This is a genomic window from Pantoea sp. CFSAN033090 (assembly GCF_001264395.1).
Taxonomy (GTDB): Bacteria; Pseudomonadota; Gammaproteobacteria; order Enterobacterales; family Enterobacteriaceae; genus Pantoea; species Pantoea agglomerans.
In genome coordinates this window covers 27614-45040 of the sequence record NZ_LGYX01000030.1, presented here as the reverse complement: position 1 = coordinate 45040, position 17427 = coordinate 27614, and the positions used below count along the sequence as shown (strand labels likewise).

At 54.5% G+C, this 17427-nt stretch carries 15 protein-coding genes; 8 read left to right on the top strand and 7 right to left on the bottom strand.

The genetic code is table 11. The annotated features are described in order from the left end of the window. Nucleotide 1 precedes the first annotated feature (1 nt). The 6 genes from folE (at nucleotide 2) to mglC (ending at nucleotide 6991) form a co-directional block, all read left to right on the top strand. Nucleotides 2-667 (top strand): GTP cyclohydrolase I FolE, encoded by a 666-nt coding sequence (gene folE, locus AFL22_RS20605; RefSeq protein WP_010248259.1) that lies wholly within the window; start codon nucleotides 2-4, stop codon nucleotides 665-667. A 49-nt stretch (nucleotides 668-716) separates the two neighbouring features. Beyond that, the gene (gene yeiB, locus AFL22_RS20600; RefSeq protein ID WP_052272090.1) at nucleotides 717-1877 is read left to right on the top strand and encodes a DUF418 domain-containing protein YeiB; all 1161 of its coding nucleotides are present in this window, start codon (nucleotides 717-719) and stop codon (nucleotides 1875-1877) included. 147 nt (nucleotides 1878-2024) lie between these two features. Beyond that, nucleotides 2025-3065, top strand: a complete 1041-nt coding sequence (galS, locus tag AFL22_RS20595) for an HTH-type transcriptional regulator GalS (RefSeq protein WP_022625039.1) — start codon at nucleotides 2025-2027, stop codon at nucleotides 3063-3065. 311 nt (nucleotides 3066-3376) lie between these two features. Beyond that, nucleotides 3377-4372: a galactose/glucose ABC transporter substrate-binding protein MglB gene (gene mglB, locus AFL22_RS20590; protein WP_052272089.1), complete on the top strand. Its 996-nt coding sequence runs from the start codon at nucleotides 3377-3379 to the stop codon at nucleotides 4370-4372. A 68-nt stretch (nucleotides 4373-4440) separates the two neighbouring features. After that, nucleotides 4441-5961, top strand: coding sequence for a galactose/methyl galactoside ABC transporter ATP-binding protein MglA (gene mglA / locus AFL22_RS20585; protein WP_010248250.1), 1521 nt, complete (start codon nucleotides 4441-4443; stop codon nucleotides 5959-5961). Nucleotides 5962-5980: 19 nt separating this feature from the next. After that, on the top strand, nucleotides 5981-6991 hold the full coding sequence (mglC, locus tag AFL22_RS20580; RefSeq protein WP_052272088.1) for a galactose/methyl galactoside ABC transporter permease MglC: 1011 nt from the start codon (nucleotides 5981-5983) through the stop codon (nucleotides 6989-6991). Between the two features lie 692 nt (nucleotides 6992-7683). Here mglC and sanA read toward each other — a convergent pair. The 6 genes from sanA to metG form a co-directional block, all read right to left on the bottom strand. Beyond that, nucleotides 7684-8403 carry an outer membrane permeability protein SanA gene (gene sanA / locus AFL22_RS20575; protein ID WP_010248246.1) on the bottom strand — a complete coding sequence of 240 codons (720 nt, stop codon included), beginning with the start codon at nucleotides 8401-8403 and terminating at the stop codon, nucleotides 7684-7686. A gap of 135 nt (nucleotides 8404-8538) precedes the next feature. Next, complete coding sequence (locus AFL22_RS20570) at nucleotides 8539-10236, bottom strand: NAD-dependent malic enzyme (RefSeq protein ID WP_031592077.1); 1698 nt, start codon at nucleotides 10234-10236, stop codon at nucleotides 8539-8541. A 269-nt stretch (nucleotides 10237-10505) separates the two neighbouring features. Next, a complete protein-coding gene (gene cdd, locus AFL22_RS20565; protein ID WP_052272087.1) occupies nucleotides 10506-11396 on the bottom strand; it encodes a cytidine deaminase in 891 nt (296 codons plus the stop codon). Nucleotides 11397-11516: 120 nt separating this feature from the next. Beyond that, nucleotides 11517-12209 carry a CidB/LrgB family autolysis modulator gene (locus tag AFL22_RS20560; RefSeq protein ID WP_010248240.1) on the bottom strand — a complete coding sequence of 231 codons (693 nt, stop codon included), beginning with the start codon at nucleotides 12207-12209 and terminating at the stop codon, nucleotides 11517-11519. Continuing rightward, the gene (locus tag AFL22_RS20555) at nucleotides 12202-12594 is read right to left on the bottom strand and encodes a CidA/LrgA family protein (RefSeq protein WP_010248237.1); all 393 of its coding nucleotides are present in this window, start codon (nucleotides 12592-12594) and stop codon (nucleotides 12202-12204) included. Before AFL22_RS20555 ends, AFL22_RS20560 begins: the two co-directional genes overlap by 8 nt. Nucleotides 12595-12827: 233 nt before the next feature. After that, nucleotides 12828-14861, bottom strand: a complete 2034-nt coding sequence (metG, locus tag AFL22_RS20550; RefSeq protein WP_033767846.1) for a methionine--tRNA ligase — start codon at nucleotides 14859-14861, stop codon at nucleotides 12828-12830. 177 nt (nucleotides 14862-15038) lie between these two features. On the opposite strand from metG, the gene apbC reads away from it, so the two are divergent. Continuing rightward, complete coding sequence (gene apbC, locus AFL22_RS20545) at nucleotides 15039-16151, top strand: iron-sulfur cluster carrier protein ApbC (protein WP_010248231.1); 1113 nt, start codon at nucleotides 15039-15041, stop codon at nucleotides 16149-16151. On the opposite strand, the gene AFL22_RS20540 is transcribed toward apbC, so the two are convergent. Further along, nucleotides 16148-16603, bottom strand: coding sequence for a GNAT family N-acetyltransferase (locus AFL22_RS20540; RefSeq protein ID WP_010670997.1), 456 nt, complete (start codon nucleotides 16601-16603; stop codon nucleotides 16148-16150). The genes apbC and AFL22_RS20540 overlap by 4 nt on opposite strands. Nucleotides 16604-16839: 236 nt before the next feature. Between AFL22_RS20540 and ahpC the strand changes: the two genes are divergently transcribed. Then, the gene (gene ahpC, locus AFL22_RS20535; protein WP_010248225.1) at nucleotides 16840-17403 is read left to right on the top strand and encodes an alkyl hydroperoxide reductase subunit C; all 564 of its coding nucleotides are present in this window, start codon (nucleotides 16840-16842) and stop codon (nucleotides 17401-17403) included. Nucleotides 17404-17427: the final 24 nt, after the last annotated feature.

Sequence of the window (17427 nt, the reverse complement as noted above, 5' to 3'; positions counted from 1 at the left end):
GATGAGCACCCTAAGTCAGGAAGCTGCCCTGGTTCACGAAGCGCTGCTGGCGCGTGGACTGGAAACGCCGTTACGTGCACCGACGCGCGATATAGATGACAACACACGTAAAAGTCTGATTGCCGGGCACATGACCGAGATTATGCAGCTGCTGAATCTGGATCTTGAAGATGACAGCCTGATGGAAACGCCGCATCGCATCGCCAAAATGTATGTGGATGAAGTCTTTTCCGGTCTCGACTACGCCAACTTCCCGAAAATCACCGTCATTGAGAATAAAATGAAGGTTGATGAGATGGTGACCGTGCGTGATATCACGCTGACCAGCACCTGTGAACACCACTTTGTGATCATCGATGGCAAAGCGACCGTCGCCTACATTCCCAAAGAAAAGGTGATTGGCCTGTCGAAAATCAACCGTATCGTGCAGTTCTTCGCCCAGCGCCCGCAGGTGCAGGAGCGTCTGACGCAGCAGGTTCTGGTCGCACTGCAGACGCTGCTGGGCACCAACAATGTGGCTGTTTCTATTGATGCGGTGCATTACTGCGTGAAAGCGCGTGGCGTAAAAGATGCCACCAGCGCCACCACGACGACCTCTCTGGGCGGCCTGTTCAAGTCCAGCCAGAATACCCGCCAGGAATTTTTGCGCGCGGTGCGCCATAGTTGAGTCTACGGCGGGCGCATAACGTTGCCCGCCTCAATGGTGCAGGTGCCGCATGCAACGCTATCACGCGCTGGATTTCATTCGTGGATGTGCCATTCTCGGCATTCTGCTGCTCAATATTGTCGGCTTTGGCCTGCCTTCTGCCGCCTACCTTAATCCGGCCTGGCAGGGCAGCGTCAGCCTGTCCGATGTCTGGACATGGGCGATCTCTGACGCCTTTGCCCAGCTCAAATTCCTCACCCTGTTTGCGCTGCTGTTTGGCGCAGGTCTGCAAATGCAGCTGCCACGCGGCAGTCGCTGGCTGACTGCCCGACTCTCACTGCTGGTGCTGATCGGTTTTCTGCACGGCGTCTTTCTCTGGGAGGGCGATATCCTGCTGGACTACGGCATTATCGGGCTGGTGGTCTGGCGGGTGGTGCGCGATGTCCCTTCCACCCGCAGCCTGATGAATACCGGCATTCTGCTCTATCTGGTGGGCTGTGGCGTTCTGCTGGTGTTTGGGTCAATCTCCGATCCTGAACCGACCCGATCCTGGCTGCCAGGTGCTGCCGATCTGCAATATGAACAGTACTGGAAACTGACCGGCGGATGGGAAGCGATACAGAACCGGCTGGATCATCTCTCGTCAGGACTGATGGCGCTGGCAGCACAGTATGGCTGGCAGCTGGCGGGCCTGATGATGATCGGTGGCGCACTGCTACGCAGTGGCTGGCTGCTCGGCGAATTTCCAGCGCAACATTACCGTCAGGCGGCGGCGCTGCTGTTGACGATGGGGTTGTTGATTGCGGTGGCCGGTGTGGCAGCGCAATGGTTGTTACATTGGGAATTTCGCTGGACCGGTTTTTATCTGCAAACCCCGCGCGATCTCGCCAGCCCGCTGATTAGCCTGGGCTATGCCGCGCTCTGTCTGGCTTACTGGCCACAGATAGCGCGCTGGCGCATCAGCTATGCCATTCAGTGCGTGGGCCGCATGGCGCTGACCAACTATCTGCTGCAGTCGCTGATCTGCACCACGCTATTCTATCGCTTCGGCTTCTATATGCACTTCACCCGGCTGGAGCTGGTGCTGATGGTGCCTGCGGTCTGGCTTATCAATATCCTCTTTTCACTCATCTGGTTACATTTCTTCGCACAGGGTCCGCTCGAGTGGCTGTGGCGGCGGCTCACGCTGATCTCAGCCGGTAAATCGCGCATCACTGACAACGCCAGATAATGACCGCCATCACAAAGGTTACAGAATTGTATGTAACCGTTTTCATTGATGTGACGCAATTCACGCTGTACGCCTCCTGCCCCTGACAAAATAGCGCCGGTGTTCAACCCGGCGTGATGCCTTATTTTTCCTTTGTGGAACTGCTGCATGATAACAATTCGTGATGTTGCCCGTCAGGCTGGCGTGTCGGTAGCGACCGTGTCGCGCGTCCTCAATCAGAGCAGCGCCGTCACCTCTGACACCCGCGACGCCGTGTTACAGGCGGTGGAAGCGCTGGGCTATCGCCCCAACGCCAATGCGCAGGCGCTGGCGACGCAGGTCAGTGACACCATTGGCGTGGTAGTGATGGATGTTTCGGATCCCTTCTTCGGTGCACTGGTTAAAGCGGTGGATACCGTGGCGCAGCGCGTGCACAAACATGTGTTAATCAGCAACTCCTGGCATCAGGAAGAGAAAGAGCGTCATGCCATTGAAGTGCTGATTCGTCAGCGTTGCAGCGCCCTGGTGGTACACGCGAAAACACTGCCTGACGCTGAGCTGGCGGATTTTATGCGCCACGTTCCGGGCATGGTGGTGATTAACCGCATCGTGCCCGGATTTGAACACCGCAGTGTCAGTCTGGATAACGTCACGGGTGCATTGATGGCTTCACGAACCCTGCTACAGCAGGGGCATAGCCGCATTGGCTATCTCTGTTCCAGCCATCCCATCGAAGATGTGGCGCAGCGCCGTGAAGGGTGGATTCAGGCGATGGCAGAGCAGGGCATCCGGCCGCAGGAGAGCTGGATAGCCAGCGCAGAGCCCGATATGCAGGGCGGCGAAGCGGCGATGGTGGAGCTGCTGGGACGCAATCTCAACCTCAGTGCGGTGTTTGCCTATAACGACGGCATGGCGGCTGGTGCACTCACTGCGCTGAAAGACAACGGCATCCAGGTGCCACAGCATTTTTCTGTCATTGGCTTTGATGACATCCCCATTTCCCGTTACACCGACCCACAGTTAACTACTGTGCGCTATCCCATTGTATCTATGGCAAAAATCGCCACTGAACTGGCGCTGCAGGGCGCAGCCGGACTGCTGGATGACACGGCAACGCACATCTTTATGCCAACGCTGGTGCGGCGTCATTCGGTGGCGCAGCGGCAAAATGTGGAGTCCGTCACTAATTCAGGCGATTCAGCCATGTAACCGTTTTCAATCTGTGATTACATTCACAGTTAATTAACATTGCTCTCACTATGATGGCAGCGTCTTACCGGACTGAAACATTATGTAACGCCAGTGTAACGGCATCAGTTGTGGTCTCAGTAGCCGGTTAAAGGGTTTATACCCTCTTCATGGAAGCATTCTGTCACAGGGAAGTCAGGTTTTAGACGGTGTTCAATGGCTTAACATTCTCATTACGTTAACCGACGCGCCGATCTGTTTTACCGATTGCTCTCCCGCCTGTATGGCGCGGTAGCGCTAAAAAGACCCTGCATAATAAAACCGGAGATACCATGAATAAGAAGGTTTTCACGCTTACAGCACTGGTTGCCAGCATGATGTTTGGTGCAACCGCTCACGCAGCTGACACCCGTATCGGCGTGACTATTTACAAATATGATGACAACTTCATGTCAATGGTGCGCAAAGACATCGAGAAAGAAGCGAAAGCGATCGGTGGCGTGCAGTTGCTGATGAATGATTCACAGAATGACCAGTCCAAACAGAACGATCAGATTGACGTGCTGATGGCAAAAGGCGTGAAAGCGCTGGCGATTAACCTGGTTGACCCGGCTGCGGCTGCGGTTGTAGTAGACAAAGCGCGTGCCAACGACGTGCCGGTGGTCTTCTTCAACAAAGAACCTAACGCCAAAGTGCTGGCCGGTTATGACAAAGCTTACTATGTCGGTACCGACTCTAAAGAGTCAGGCATCATTCAGGGGCAGCTGATTGAGAAGCACTGGAAAGCGACACCCGCGTGGGATCTGAACAAAGATGGTCAGATTCAGTTCGTACTGCTGAAAGGCGAGCCGGGCCATCCTGATGCAGAAGCCCGTACCAAATATGTGATCGATACCCTGAACAAAGATGGTCTGAAAACCCAGCAGTTAGCGATGGATACTGCAATGTGGGATACCGCGCAGGCCAAAGATAAGATGGATGCGTGGCTGTCAGGCCCGAATGCCAAAAAAATCGAAGTCGTGATTGCCAACAACGATGCGATGGCGATGGGTGCGGTTGAAGCGCTGAAAGCGCACAACATGACCTCAATCCCGGTCTTCGGCGTCGATGCACTGCCAGAAGCGCTGGCGCTGGTGAAATCCGGTGCGCTGGCCGGTACCGTGCTGAACGATGCGGAAAACCAGGCGAAAGCAACGCTGGATATTGCCAACAATCTGGCTAACGGCAAAGCCGCCACCGACGGAACAAACTTCAAGATGATTGATAAGATCGTCCGCGTTCCTTACGTGCCGGTTGATAAAGAAAATCTGTCTCAGTTCGTGAAATAAGATCGATTACGGGCGCGACCGCTGTCGCGCCTTTTTTATGTCACCACCGTTTTTTAGCCAGGTAAAATATGGCCAGTGATAATACGACCGCGCAGCGAGAATATCTGCTGGAAATGACGGATGTCTCAAAATCATTTCCCGGCGTTAAAGCGTTAGATAATGTGAATTTAAAAGTGCGGCCTCACTCTGTTCATGCATTAATGGGCGAGAACGGTGCCGGGAAATCTACCTTATTAAAATGCCTGTTTGGTATTTATAAAAAAGATACCGGCAGTATCCTGTTTCAGGGTAAAGAGATCGACTATAAAAGTTCCAAAGAGGCGCTGGAAAATGGCGTGTCGATGGTGCATCAGGAATTAAACCTGGTCCTGCAGCGTACCGTGATGGACAATATGTGGCTTGGGCGTTATCCGCGCAAAGGCTTCTTTGTCGATCAGGATAAAATGTACCGGGATACCAAAGCGATTTTTGACGAGCTGGATATTGATATCGATCCGCGCGATAAAGTTGCCAATCTTTCTGTATCGCAGATGCAGATGATTGAAATTGCTAAAGCGTTTTCCTACGACGCGAAAATTGTGATTATGGATGAACCGACCTCCTCGTTAACCGAGAAAGAGGTTAATCACCTGTTCACGATTATTCGTAAGCTGAAAGATCGCGGCTGTGGCATTGTTTATATTTCGCACAAAATGGAAGAGATTTTCCAGCTGTGTGATGAGATCACTATCCTGCGTGATGGTCAGTGGATAACCTCTCAGCCGCTGGAAGGGCTGGATATGGATAAGATCATCTCCATGATGGTTGGCCGTTCACTGAACCAGCGTTTCCCTGACCGTACCAACGTGCCAGGAGAGACGATTCTTGAGGTGCGTCATCTGACGTCACTGCGTCAGCCATCGATTCGCGACATCTCATTTGATTTGCGTAAAGGGGAGATACTCGGCATTGCCGGGCTGGTGGGCGCCAAACGTACCGATATCGTCGAAACGCTGTTTGGCATTCGCGAAAAATCGGGCGGCACCATTAAACTGCATGGCAAACCGATTAATAATCACAGCGCCAATGAAGCCATTAACCACGGTTTTGCGCTGGTGACTGAAGAGCGTCGCTCAACCGGTATTTATGCTTTCCTCGACATTGGTTTTAACTCGCTTATTTCCAATATCAAAAAATATAAAAACAGTATGGGACTGCTGGATAATAAACGCATGAAGAGTGATACCCAGTGGGTGATCGATTCTATGCGTGTAAAAACGCCAGGCCACCATACTCAGATTGGTTCGCTTTCGGGCGGTAACCAGCAAAAAGTGATTATTGGCCGCTGGTTATTGACCCAGCCTGAAATCCTGATGCTTGATGAACCCACTCGCGGTATTGATGTTGGTGCAAAATTCGAAATTTACCAGTTAATTGCGGAGCTGGCGAAAAGAGAAAAGGGCATCATTATTATCTCATCCGAAATGCCGGAGCTGTTAGGCATTACCGATCGTATTCTGGTAATGAGTAATGGTCTGGTAGCAGGCATAGTTGATACCAAAACGACCACGCAGAACGAAATATTGCGTTTAGCGTCATTACACCTTTAATGAAGCAAGGGCTGTTAACATGAAAGCGACTACAAAAAAGAATGCGCTAACCTGGTTTAAAGAGGGCGGCATTTATGTCGTGCTGCTGGTATTGCTGGCTATTATTATTTTCCAGGACCCCTCATTTTTAAGTTTAATGAACCTGAGTAATATTCTGACCCAATCTTCGGTGCGCATTATTATTGCACTGGGTGTGGCGGGTCTGATTGTGACGCAGGGTACTGACCTGTCAGCCGGACGTCAGGTCGGTCTGGCGGCGGTGGTTGCCGCGACGCTGCTGCAGGCGATGGATAACGCGAACAAGGTCTTCCCGACGCTGGATACGGTGCCGATTCCACTGGTTATTCTGACCGTGTGCATCATCGGCGGCGTGATTGGTCTGGTCAACGGTGTGATTATTGCTTACCTCAAGGTAACGCCATTTATCACCACGCTGGGCACCATGATCATCGTTTACGGTATCAATTCACTCTATTACGACTTTGTTGGCGCATCACCGATTGCCGGTTTTGATACAGGGTTCTCGAAATTTACCCAAGGCTTCTTACGCTTTGGTGATTTCAAGCTTTCGTTCATCACCTTCTACGCCGTGATTGCCATTATTTTCGTCTGGGTGCTGTGGAACAAAACCCGCTTCGGCAAGAACATTTTTGCTATCGGCGGTAACCCGGAAGCGGCGAAAGTCTCAGGCGTTAACGTCAACCTGAACCTGATCATGATTTATGCCCTGTCAGGTGTGTTCTACGCCTTCGGCGGGATGCTGGAAGCGGGGCGTATCGGTTCGGCCACCAACAACCTTGGCTTTATGTATGAGCTGGATGCGATTGCGGCCTGTGTGGTCGGCGGTGTCTCCTTCGCCGGTGGTGTGGGTAGCGTGGCGGGCGTAGTGACCGGTGTGTTGATCTTCACCGTTATTAACTACGGTCTGACCTATATCGGCGTCAACCCTTACTGGCAGTACATTATTAAAGGCGGCATCATTATCTTCGCCGTGGCGCTGGATTCCCTGAAATATTCACGTAAGAAGTAAGTCTTCTTCAGTGCTCACAAAGCGACCTTCGGGTCGCTTTTTTATTATGTGGAAGTGGTGGGTGTTGCTGTGAGATCGAGTATGCGAAGGGAACACGGTCAGATCGGAAAGACGCTAAGGCCAGTAAATGATCTGCCTGTGTCATTCCTCCGCAGAACGCTTTTTATAGCGGAGAGTGCTGGGGTCGTTGCTGTGAGATCGAGTATGCGTAGGGAACACGGTCAGATCGGAAAGTCGCAACAGCCGTCATCCATGACACGCTCGGCCCACGCCATCCCTGGCGTGGGACGCTTTCCTCCTCTGACCCTGTTCCCTGTTCCCTGCGCGTTGAGCTGATTTATTGCTTTCATATGTAGCCCGCTTCAACTTCTCAGCAGACCGGTCTTCACCATCAGACGGCGACAAAAGCTAAAACGATGGGAGCATATGCCCGTAGTAAAGCATCGCAGGCTATGGACAAAACGCCGGGAGCGTTTTTGAACAACGCAGCGCGTTGGCCCGTTTACGGGCGCACCTCAGGGATGAGGTGCGTAATCGCCCAAGCTGAGCCCGCCAGGTATAGAGGTCTTGCGTCTTTGCGGAACGCGTATGCTCCCTGAGCCAGCATATTACCGTCAGCTCCCTGAGCCCTGCACGTTACTGCCAGACTTCGGCACAGCAGTAACCAGCATAAATAAGCCGCAGCGCGTGAGCTATTTCCGCAGCTTCTGTTCCAGCTCCAGCAGCTGCTCCGGCGTCACTGCCGGGTAACTCTGCGCATCTTCAGGGACATCGCGCACGGCGGGGATCGGCACCAGTGGGCCCAGGAAGCGCGGTTCGCGCTTAAGCAGGAAGAGGTCCACCAGCGCGCCCAGCCGGGCACCTACCTCACGGAAGCGCACGCTAAGCATGTTCTTCGGTGAGGGCACCGCATAACACTGCGCCTGAATACCCAGCTGTAAGGCGATAAACAGCGCACGCTCACAATGGAAACGCTGCGTGATAATAATGAAGTCGTTGGTATCAAACACTTTGCGGGTGCGCACAATCGAATCCAGTGTGCGGAAACCGGCATAGTCCAGCACGATATCGGCCGGATCGACACCGGCTTTGATGAGATCGCGGCGCATCGTCATCGGCTCGTTATAGCTTTGCAGCGCGTTATCACCGCTTAGCAGCAGATAATTGACCTTGCCGCTGTTGTAGGCATTCAGCGCGCCCTGCATACGATAGAGGTAATACTGATTGATGACGCCGGTGCGATAATATTTCGCCGTACCCAGTACCACACCGACCTGACGATGTGGCAAAGAGGCGACATTTTCGTAGATAAAGGGCGCAGTTTTCCAGCTGATCCAGCGATCAAGGCCGAGCGCCGTTGCCATCATCAGTAAAATGATGAAAAGCAGACCAATGAAAACGCGTTTCAGCATGCGCCTGGAGACTCGATGTCAGAATAGTGAGATGGGACAAGGCTACTTGAGCTGTCACTGTGAAGCAAGTTACTGCCGGCTGGCTGTGCTCTTTTTGAACACTGCCGGATCGGATGCAATCCGGCAGTCTGAAGATTAAATCGAGGTACGACGATAATGACGGTACTGCGGCAGCCAGAAGTTGTTGGCGATAGCCTGTGACAACACATCTTCAGAGGTCACCACGGCGACACCCGCCAGCTGAGCAGCTTTACCCACTTCCATCGCAATAATTTTCGATACACCCTGGATATCTTTAATCTCAGGCAGCACCGGGCCTTCACCTTCATTCACCAGCGGAGAGCAGTCAGCGAGCGCGCGGCTGGCGGTCATCAGCATGGTATCAGTAACGCGGCTGGCACCCGAAGCAATCACACCCAGACCAATGCCCGGGAAGATGTAGGAGTTGTTGCACTGCGCAATCGGATAGGTTTTACCGTTCCAGCTCACCGGCGAGAACGGACTGCCGGTTGCGACCAGCGCGGCACCGTCAGTCCAGGCGATGATATCGGCTGGCGTCGCTTCCACACGTGATGTCGGGTTCGACAGTGGCATCACAATAGGGCGCTTACAGTGCTTGTGCATCTCGCGGATGATCTCTTCGGTGAACAGGCCCGGCTGGCCAGAGACACCAATCAGAATATCGGGCCTGGCATTGCGCACCACGTCCAGCAGCGAGATGGAATCATTGGTAACATCCCACTGCTGCAGATTTTCGCTCTTCTGCACCAGCTTGCTCTGGAAATCGAGCAGGTTAGGCAGCTTGTCAGTGAGCAGACCAAAGCGATCCACCATCATTACCCGGCCACGCGCTTCCTCGTCACTGAGACCTTCGGATTTCATCTGTGCGATGATCTGTTCAGCGATACCACAACCCGCGGAACCGGCGCCCAGGAACACCACTTTCTGCTCGCACAGGCGGCTGCCGGCGGCGCGGCTGGCGGCAATCAGCGTACCCACGGTCACGGCGGCAGTGCCCTGAATATCATCATTAAAGCAGCAGACTTCATCGCGATAGCGGTTCAGCAGCGGCATGGCATTCTTCTGGGCGAAATCTTCAAACTGCAACAGCACTTTCGGCCAGCGGCGTTTAACGGCCTGAATAAAATCGTTCACGAACGCATCATACTCTTCGCCAGTGATGCGCGGATGACGCCAGCCCATATAGAGCGGATCGTTCAGCAACTGCTGGTTGTTGGTACCAACATCCAGCACCACCGGCAGGGTGTAAGCCGGACTGATGCCGCCACAGGCGGTGTAGAGTGAAAGCTTACCAATCGGGATACCCATACCACCGATGCCCTGATCGCCGAGGCCCAGAATACGCTCGCCATCAGTCACCACAATCACCTTCACATTCTGCTTGGTGGCGTTTTGCAGCATATCTTCGATATGGTCGCGGTTAGGGTAGGAGATGAACACGCCACGCGCACGACGGTAGATTTCAGAGAAGTGTTCACAGGCTGCGCCGACGGTCGGGGTGTAGATGATGGGCATCATCTCTTCGAGATGGTTATCCAGCAGGCGGTAGAACAGCGTTTCGTTGGTGTCCTGGATGTTACGCAGGTAGACATGCTTATCGTTATTGTTTTTGAAGTCCTGGAACTGACGCCAGGCACGCTGCGCCTGCTCTTCAATCGATTCCACTGCTTCTGGCAGCAGACCGTTGAGGTTGAATTCGTTACGTTCTTCGATACTAAAGGCGCTGCCTTTGTTCAGCAGGGGAAATTCCAGCAAAATCGGGCCAGCATAAGGGATATACAGCGGGCGTTTACTTTCGTAGTCGAGTTCCATGCGGTAATGCTCCGGTTGCAGTGTTGTCTGGCGTCACGCCGGAAAGGTAGCGCCAGTTTTCTTACCCGTTATAGCTCAGACTGCAGGCCTGGCAGCGGCAGGGTAACCGCTGCAGAAACATTCACGACCGTGCTGCCATCCTGCAACCTGAATTATTCAGAGTAATTTGTAATGACGTGAATTCTGGCGCCAGATCCTATGAAATTTCCCGCAGAAGTACAGCGTTTGTTCATAAAAGCTCACAAAACTGTGGTCTCTCTGACAGCGGGTTATGCTTTGTACAGCGTCACCTGCAGCAGCTCACCGCAACCAAATGTCTCAAGCGTCGCCTGTGTGGCGGCGAACTGGCTTAGCGTGGCATTTTCTACTTCGGCTAATACCGCTTTTTTTATCTGACGAACATCGCCACCCTGCATGTTCAGCAGGACCAGCGCCGCCTGAAGGGGCGGGAAACTCGGGTTAAAGGCGGCATTTTCCGCATAGCGCCCGGTGACAATCGTGCCGGTTGCGGTCAGCAGCGCAACACCGGCGTGTGACTGGCTGTAAGGCGCGTGGCTGGCATTGGCAGCGGCAACTGCGGCCTGCACCAGTTCATCGCCTTCGGCTACATAGCCGTGATCCACGCTGTCCATCAGGAAGGTCGTGATGTCCAGATCGCGCGGTCCAAAGGCATCCGGCAGATAATCGGCCAGGGTGCTGATCGCGCGTTGTGGCAGGCTGATGCGAATGTTCGTGCCGCTGTTCAGCTCGTTCATAAACTGACGGCAGTGACCGCACGGCGTGTAGTTAACGGTGATCGTCTCAAGCTGGCTTTCGCCACGCAGCCACGCATGGGTAATGGCGCTCTGCTCGGCGTGAACCGTCTGCTGCAACGGCGTACCGGTAAATTCCATGTTGGCCCCGAAGTACCAGTTGCCGCTGACGCCACGGGCGATAGCCCCGACGTTAAAATGCGACACGGTAGCAACGGCACAGGCCGCCGCCAGGGGCAGCAGCGCCAGCGCCAGGGCATCGGCATCCATCTGTGTCTGTTGCTGCAGTGAGGCGACCTGGTCGGCGCTCAGCACCGCCTGAAAGCCAGGATCGTCCAGCAGCGGAGCGAGTGCGGTTTGCAGCGTTGACGGCAATGCCTCAAAGGCAGAGAGGAAACGGGATTGCATGTGAGCCTCATTAGATTCAGCAGGGCGATGTGCCAGTCACCGGTTTATATGTGATCCACATCGCTCTGACAATGTAACCTGTGTTGCATGTTTCAACTTTGCGAGATCTCTCGCAAACTTTCAGCCAAACCAGTGCAGCAGCAGCGGAAAAATAAACGGCGCCAGGAGTGAGGTGATGATGCCGCAGATCACCAGCGCCAGTGAGCTGAATGCCCCTTCCTGATAGTCGAGTTCAGCGGCGCGTGCTGTGCCGAGGGCGTGCGACGCGTTACCTATCGCCAGCCCGCGCGCTGCCTTAGATTTCACGCCAAGCAGATTCAGTACGGTATGTCCGAACACCGCACCCAGTACCCCGGCTATCAGCACGCAGATGGCGCTGATGGCGGGAATGCCGTGCAGCGAACCGGAGACGGCCATCGCAATGGGCGTGGTAACGGATTTAGGAACGATGGTAGCGGCGATTTCAGGCGTGGCACCCATCCACAGAGCAATAGCGGTGCCAGAGGTCATGGCGGTCACACTGCCGATAAAGCAGACGCCAATAATCGATTTCCAGCGGGCTCGGATCTGGTGCATCTGCTCATACAGCGGCAGTGCCAGCGCGACAACAGCCGGTTGCAGCAGCTGATTAAGAATCTGACTGCCCGCGAAATAGCGCGAATAGGGCAGCTGCAACAACAGCAGAATCGGGATAATAATCGCCATCGCCACCAGCAGCGGATTAAGCAGCGAGATTTTCAGCCGTATCGCCAGTTTGCGCGCCAGAAAAAATGCCGCCAGCGTCAGTGGCAGTGACCACCATATTTCACTCATCGCCTGACTCCCCGGCCGGACGGCGACTATGAAGCTGGTGGGCGCTTACGCCGACAATAGAGAGAACCAGGAAGGTGCTGACGACGCAGGAGATCACGATAGGGCCAAACTGCGCGGTCAGAATATCGGTGTAGCTCATTACCCCGACGCTGATCGGCACAAACAGCAGCGCCATATAGCGAATCAGCAGATGGCAGCCCGGTTTAACCCAACTGACAGGCAGGATCTGCGAGGCGAGCAGGGCAAACAGAATTAACATCCCAAGGATGCTGCCAGGCAGTTTGATGGGCAGCAGCGAGGCGATGCCGATTCCGGCGTATAAGCAGAGATAAATGATGATAAAGGCGCGAAGATAGCGCCCGCAGACAGACAGCACGGTGAGCATGGCAGGCTCCTGTTTTCACTGAGCTTCATCATACGCATTAACCGCTTAGCGTGCTAGCGATCACATTTATGCAGCGGTGTGGCCGCAGCAGATACAGTTTTTCAGGGGCGGGAGTGGAATGGAAGCGGTGCACATTCAGAGCGAGGAGTGATAACCCTTCGCGCCCGTGATGAGGCACGAAGGGTTTGAGAACGGCACTGCGCTAAGCGGTTAAAGCCGCAGAATGCAGAGTGTTACTTAACGGGCATTCCCGGTACAGCACCGCTGTCGACGGACAGCACAAACAGATCTTTGCCGCCAGGACCCGCTGACAGCACCATGCCTTCAGAGATCCCAAAACGCATTTTACGCGGCGCGAGGTTGGCCACGATAATGGTCATTTTACCGACCAGCACAGAGGGATCGGGATAGGCGGCGCGGATACCCGAGAAGATCTGACGCTTTTCACCGCCAAGGTCGAGCTGCAGGCGCAGCAGCTTGTCCGAACCCTCAACCAGTTCCGCCTGCTCAATCAGCGCCACGCGCATATCAACTTTGGCGAAATCGTCGATGGTGATGGTGTCACCTACCGGCGAATCTGCCAGCGGGCCGCTAGCGGCCGGTGCACTGGCGGCAGCGGCATCCTCTTTCGAGGCCTCAATCAGTCCTTCAACCTTTGCCATCTCAATGCGGCTGTAGAGCGCTTTGAATGGCGCAACCTGGTGGTCCAGCAGCGGTTGCGCGATAGCATCCCAGCTCAGTTCGCAGTTCAGGAAGCCTTCTGCACGGGCGCTCAGTGACGGCAGCACCGGCTTCAGCCAGGTCATCAGAATGCGGAACAGGTTAATGCCCATTGAGCAGATCGCCTGCAGATCGGCATCACGGCCTTCCTGCTTCGCCACCACCCACGGAGCCTGCTCATCGACATAACGGTTCGCCAGGTCGGCCAGCGCCATGATCTCACGGATAGCACGGCTGTATTCACGACCGGCCCAGGCTTCACCAATCTTCTCTGACGCGTCCACAAAGGTCTGATAGAGCGCCGGATCGGCCAGCTCAGCCGCCAGTTTGCCGTCAAAGCGTTTAGTGATAAAGCCCGCGTTACGTGACGCCAGGTTAACTACTTTGTTGACGATGTCGGCGTTTACGCGCTGGACGAAATCTTCCAGATTCAGATCGATATCGTCGATACGTGAAGAGAGTTTCGCCGCGTAGTAGTAACGCAGGCTGTCCGCATCCAGATGCTGCAGCCAGGTGCTGGCTTTAATAAAGGTGCCGCGCGACTTCGACATCTTGGCACCGTTGACGGTGACATAGCCGTGCACAAACAGGTTGTTCGGCTTGCGGAAGTTGCTGCCTTCCAGCATCGCTGGCCAGAACAGGCTGTGGAAATAGACGATATCTTTACCGATGAAGTGATAGAGCTCGGTAGTGGAGTCTTTACGCCAGAATTCGTCGAAGTCGATGTCGCCGCGCTTGTCGCACAGGTTCTTGAACGAGCCCATGTAGCCGATAGGCGCATCCAGCCAGACATAAAAATATTTGCCTGGCGCGTCAGGAATTTCAAAGCCGAAGTAGGGCGCGTCGCGGGAGATGTCCCACTGCTGCAGGCCCGATTCGAACCACTCCTGCATTTTGTTCGCCACCTGATCCTGCAGCGCACCCGAGCGGGTCCAGGCCTGCAGCATGGCGCTGAAGGATGGCAGATCAAAGAAGAAGTGTTCAGAGTCGCGCAGAACCGGCGTCGCGCCAGAGACCACCGATTTTGGCTCGATCAGCTCGGTCGGGCTGTAGGTCGCGCCACACACTTCGCAGTTATCGCCATACTGATCGGCAGATTTACATTTCGGGCAGGTGCCTTTTACAAAACGGTCCGGCAGGAACATCCCTTTTTCCGGATCGTAAAGCTGGGAGATGGTGCGGTTTTTAATGAAACCGTTCTCTTTCAGACGGCCATAAATCAGCGCAGAAAGCTCACGGTTTTCGTCGCCGTGGGTCGAGTGATAGTTGTCATAGCTGACGTTGAAACCGGCAAAGTCGGCTTCATGCTCGCTTTTCATTTCTGCAATCATCTGCTCCGGTGCAATCCCTAACTGCTGAGCTTTCAGCATGATAGGCGTACCGTGCGCATCATCGGCGCAGATGAAATAAACCTGATTGCCACGCATTCGCTGATAACGCACCCAAATGTCGGCCTGGATATGCTCGAGCATATGGCCGAGATGGATTGATCCGTTCGCGTAAGGCAGTGCGCACGTTACCAGAATTTTTTTAGCGACTTGAGTCATAGTTTGCGTAGCTTTCTGTTGATTGAAAAAACGGGCTTAGATGGTAACTGAAGGCTTCTCCTGCGTAAACACAAGGGATTCACCCCCTGCAGTCACCGCAGATCCACGAGCATCTGATATCATTGACAATACATCGCTGAAACACAGCGTAAGCACAGCAGAAATAAGGAGTAGGGGATGACAGCACAATCCCGGGAACCGCAGACGCCAGAAGGCCTGCGCGCCATCGTGGCTGGCGTATTGAGAAGCTTTGAGCATCCGACCCTTAAGCAGAATCTCACCGCCCTTAAGGCGTTACATCACGTGGCACAGCTTGACGGTACGCTGCATGTGGAGCTGCTGATGCCGTTTGCCTGGGCCAGCGGGTTCGACGTCCTGAAAGAGCAGGTCAGCGCCGAACTGCTGCGTCAGACCGGTGCAGGTGCCATCGACTGGCGACTCAGCCATGACATTGCCACCCTGAAACGGGTGAAAAACCAGCCGGGCGTCAACGGTGTGAAAAATATTATTGCAGTCAGCTCTGGCAAAGGCGGCGTGGGTAAATCCAGCACCGCCGTGAACATGGCGCTGGCGCTGGCAGCAGAGGGGGCGCGGGTCGGCATTCTTGACGCCGACATTTATGGCCCGTCAGTGCCGAACATGCTTGGCACCCAGGATCAACGGCCTACCTCGCCGGATGGCACCCACATGGCGCCGATCATGGCGCACGGGCTGGCAACCAACTCTATTGGTTATCTGGTCACGGACGACAATGCCATGGTGTGGCGCGGGCCGATGGCCAGCAAAGCGCTGATGCAGCTGCTGAACGAGACGCTGTGGCCTGAGCTGGATTATCTGGTGCTGGATATGCCACCCGGTACCGGTGACATTCAGCTGACACTGGCGCAGAACGTGCCGGTCACCGGCGCGCTGGTGGTGACCACGCCGCAGGATATCGCCCTGATTGATGCCCGCAAAGGGCTGGTGATGTTTGAAAAGGTCAATGTGCCGGTACTTGGTGTGGTGGAAAACATGAGCCTGCATGTCTGCAGTCAGTGTGGCTTCCATGAGCCGATTTTCGGCACCGGCGGCGCACAAAAACTGGTAGAGGATTACCAGACGCAACTGCTGGCCCAGCTGCCGCTGCACATTGACCTGCGCGAAGATCTCGATGAAGGTCAGCCGACGGTGATTCGCCGGCCCGATAGCGAGTTTACTGCGCTTTATCGCCAGCTGGCCGGACGCGTTGCTGCCCAGCTTTACTGGCAGGGCGAAGTCATCCCCGGCGATATCGCGTTCCGCGCGCTTTAAGCCCGACCCGACCCGCTGGCATATTGCGAGGCCAGCGGGTAGTGCATTAACACGTAGCCGCCATGTTCGCCTTCGCCCTGTGAAATCATCTTCCAGCCATGTTTCAGGTAAAAGGCCTGCGCCGCTTTATTCTTCTGCAGGCACTTCAGCGCACCGGTTGAGGTAAAGCGCGCCTCTGCCGCCTTAAGCAAAGCGCTGCCCACGCCGCGCCCCTGCCAGTCAGGATCGACATAGAGGCTGTGCAGGAAATTATCGTTCTCCAGCAGGCCGGCAAATCCCACCCGCTGTCCGTCAGCTTCCGCGACCAGCACGGTTTCACCCAGGATTACCCCATCAAAATCTTCCAGCTGCCACTCGCTGCCGTCCAGCCAGCGCCAGTTATGCCGACGCGCCGCCAGAAACAGCGTACGCAGAAAAGGACGATCGGCTTCAGTAAACGGACGAATCTCCACAAGTCAGCTCCCTTTTAATCCGGTCTAACAAAACTAGCAGCGATTTGCGGAGAGGGGCGGAAAAGATAAAGCGGGTTAAATGTCACGTAAATCGCTGTACACTGCCTGCCGGGCCAGAGAGCATCAGGCTCTTAGCGTTTGATAGCTTTCGTTAATCAAATTGATAACGACTGCATATTAGATGTTGGCCCGGAAATTATGTAACCTGCATCACATATTTTAACGGAGGCCACCAGATGTCTATTATCAATACCAAAATCAAGCCGTTCAAAAACGCAGCATTCAAAAACGGCGAATTCATCGACGTAACCGAGAAAGACGTTGAAGGTAAATGGAGTGTGTTCTTCTTCTATCCAGCTGACTTCACCTTCGTCTGCCCGACCGAGCTGGGCGACGTGGCTGATCACTACGAAGAGTTCCAGAAACTGGGCGTAGATATCTACTCCGTTTCTACCGATACCCACTTTACCCACAAAGCCTGGCACGGTTCTTCTGACACCATCGCGAAAATCCAATACACGATGATCGGTGACCCGACTGGCGCGCTGACCCGTAACTTCGAAATCATGCGCGAAGACGAAGGTCTGGCTGACCGTGGTACCTTTATCGTTGACCCGGAAGGCGTTATCCAGGCAATCGAAATCACTGCTGAAGGCATTGGCCGTGACGCCTCTGACCTGCTGCGCAAAGTGAAAGCGGCTCAGTACGTGGCTTCTCACCCAGGTGAAGTGTGCCCGGCTAAATGGAAAGAAGGTGATGCAACACTGGCTCCGTCTCTGGACCTGGTTGGCAAAATCTAATTCCGCTTCGGCCTTTCGACCATT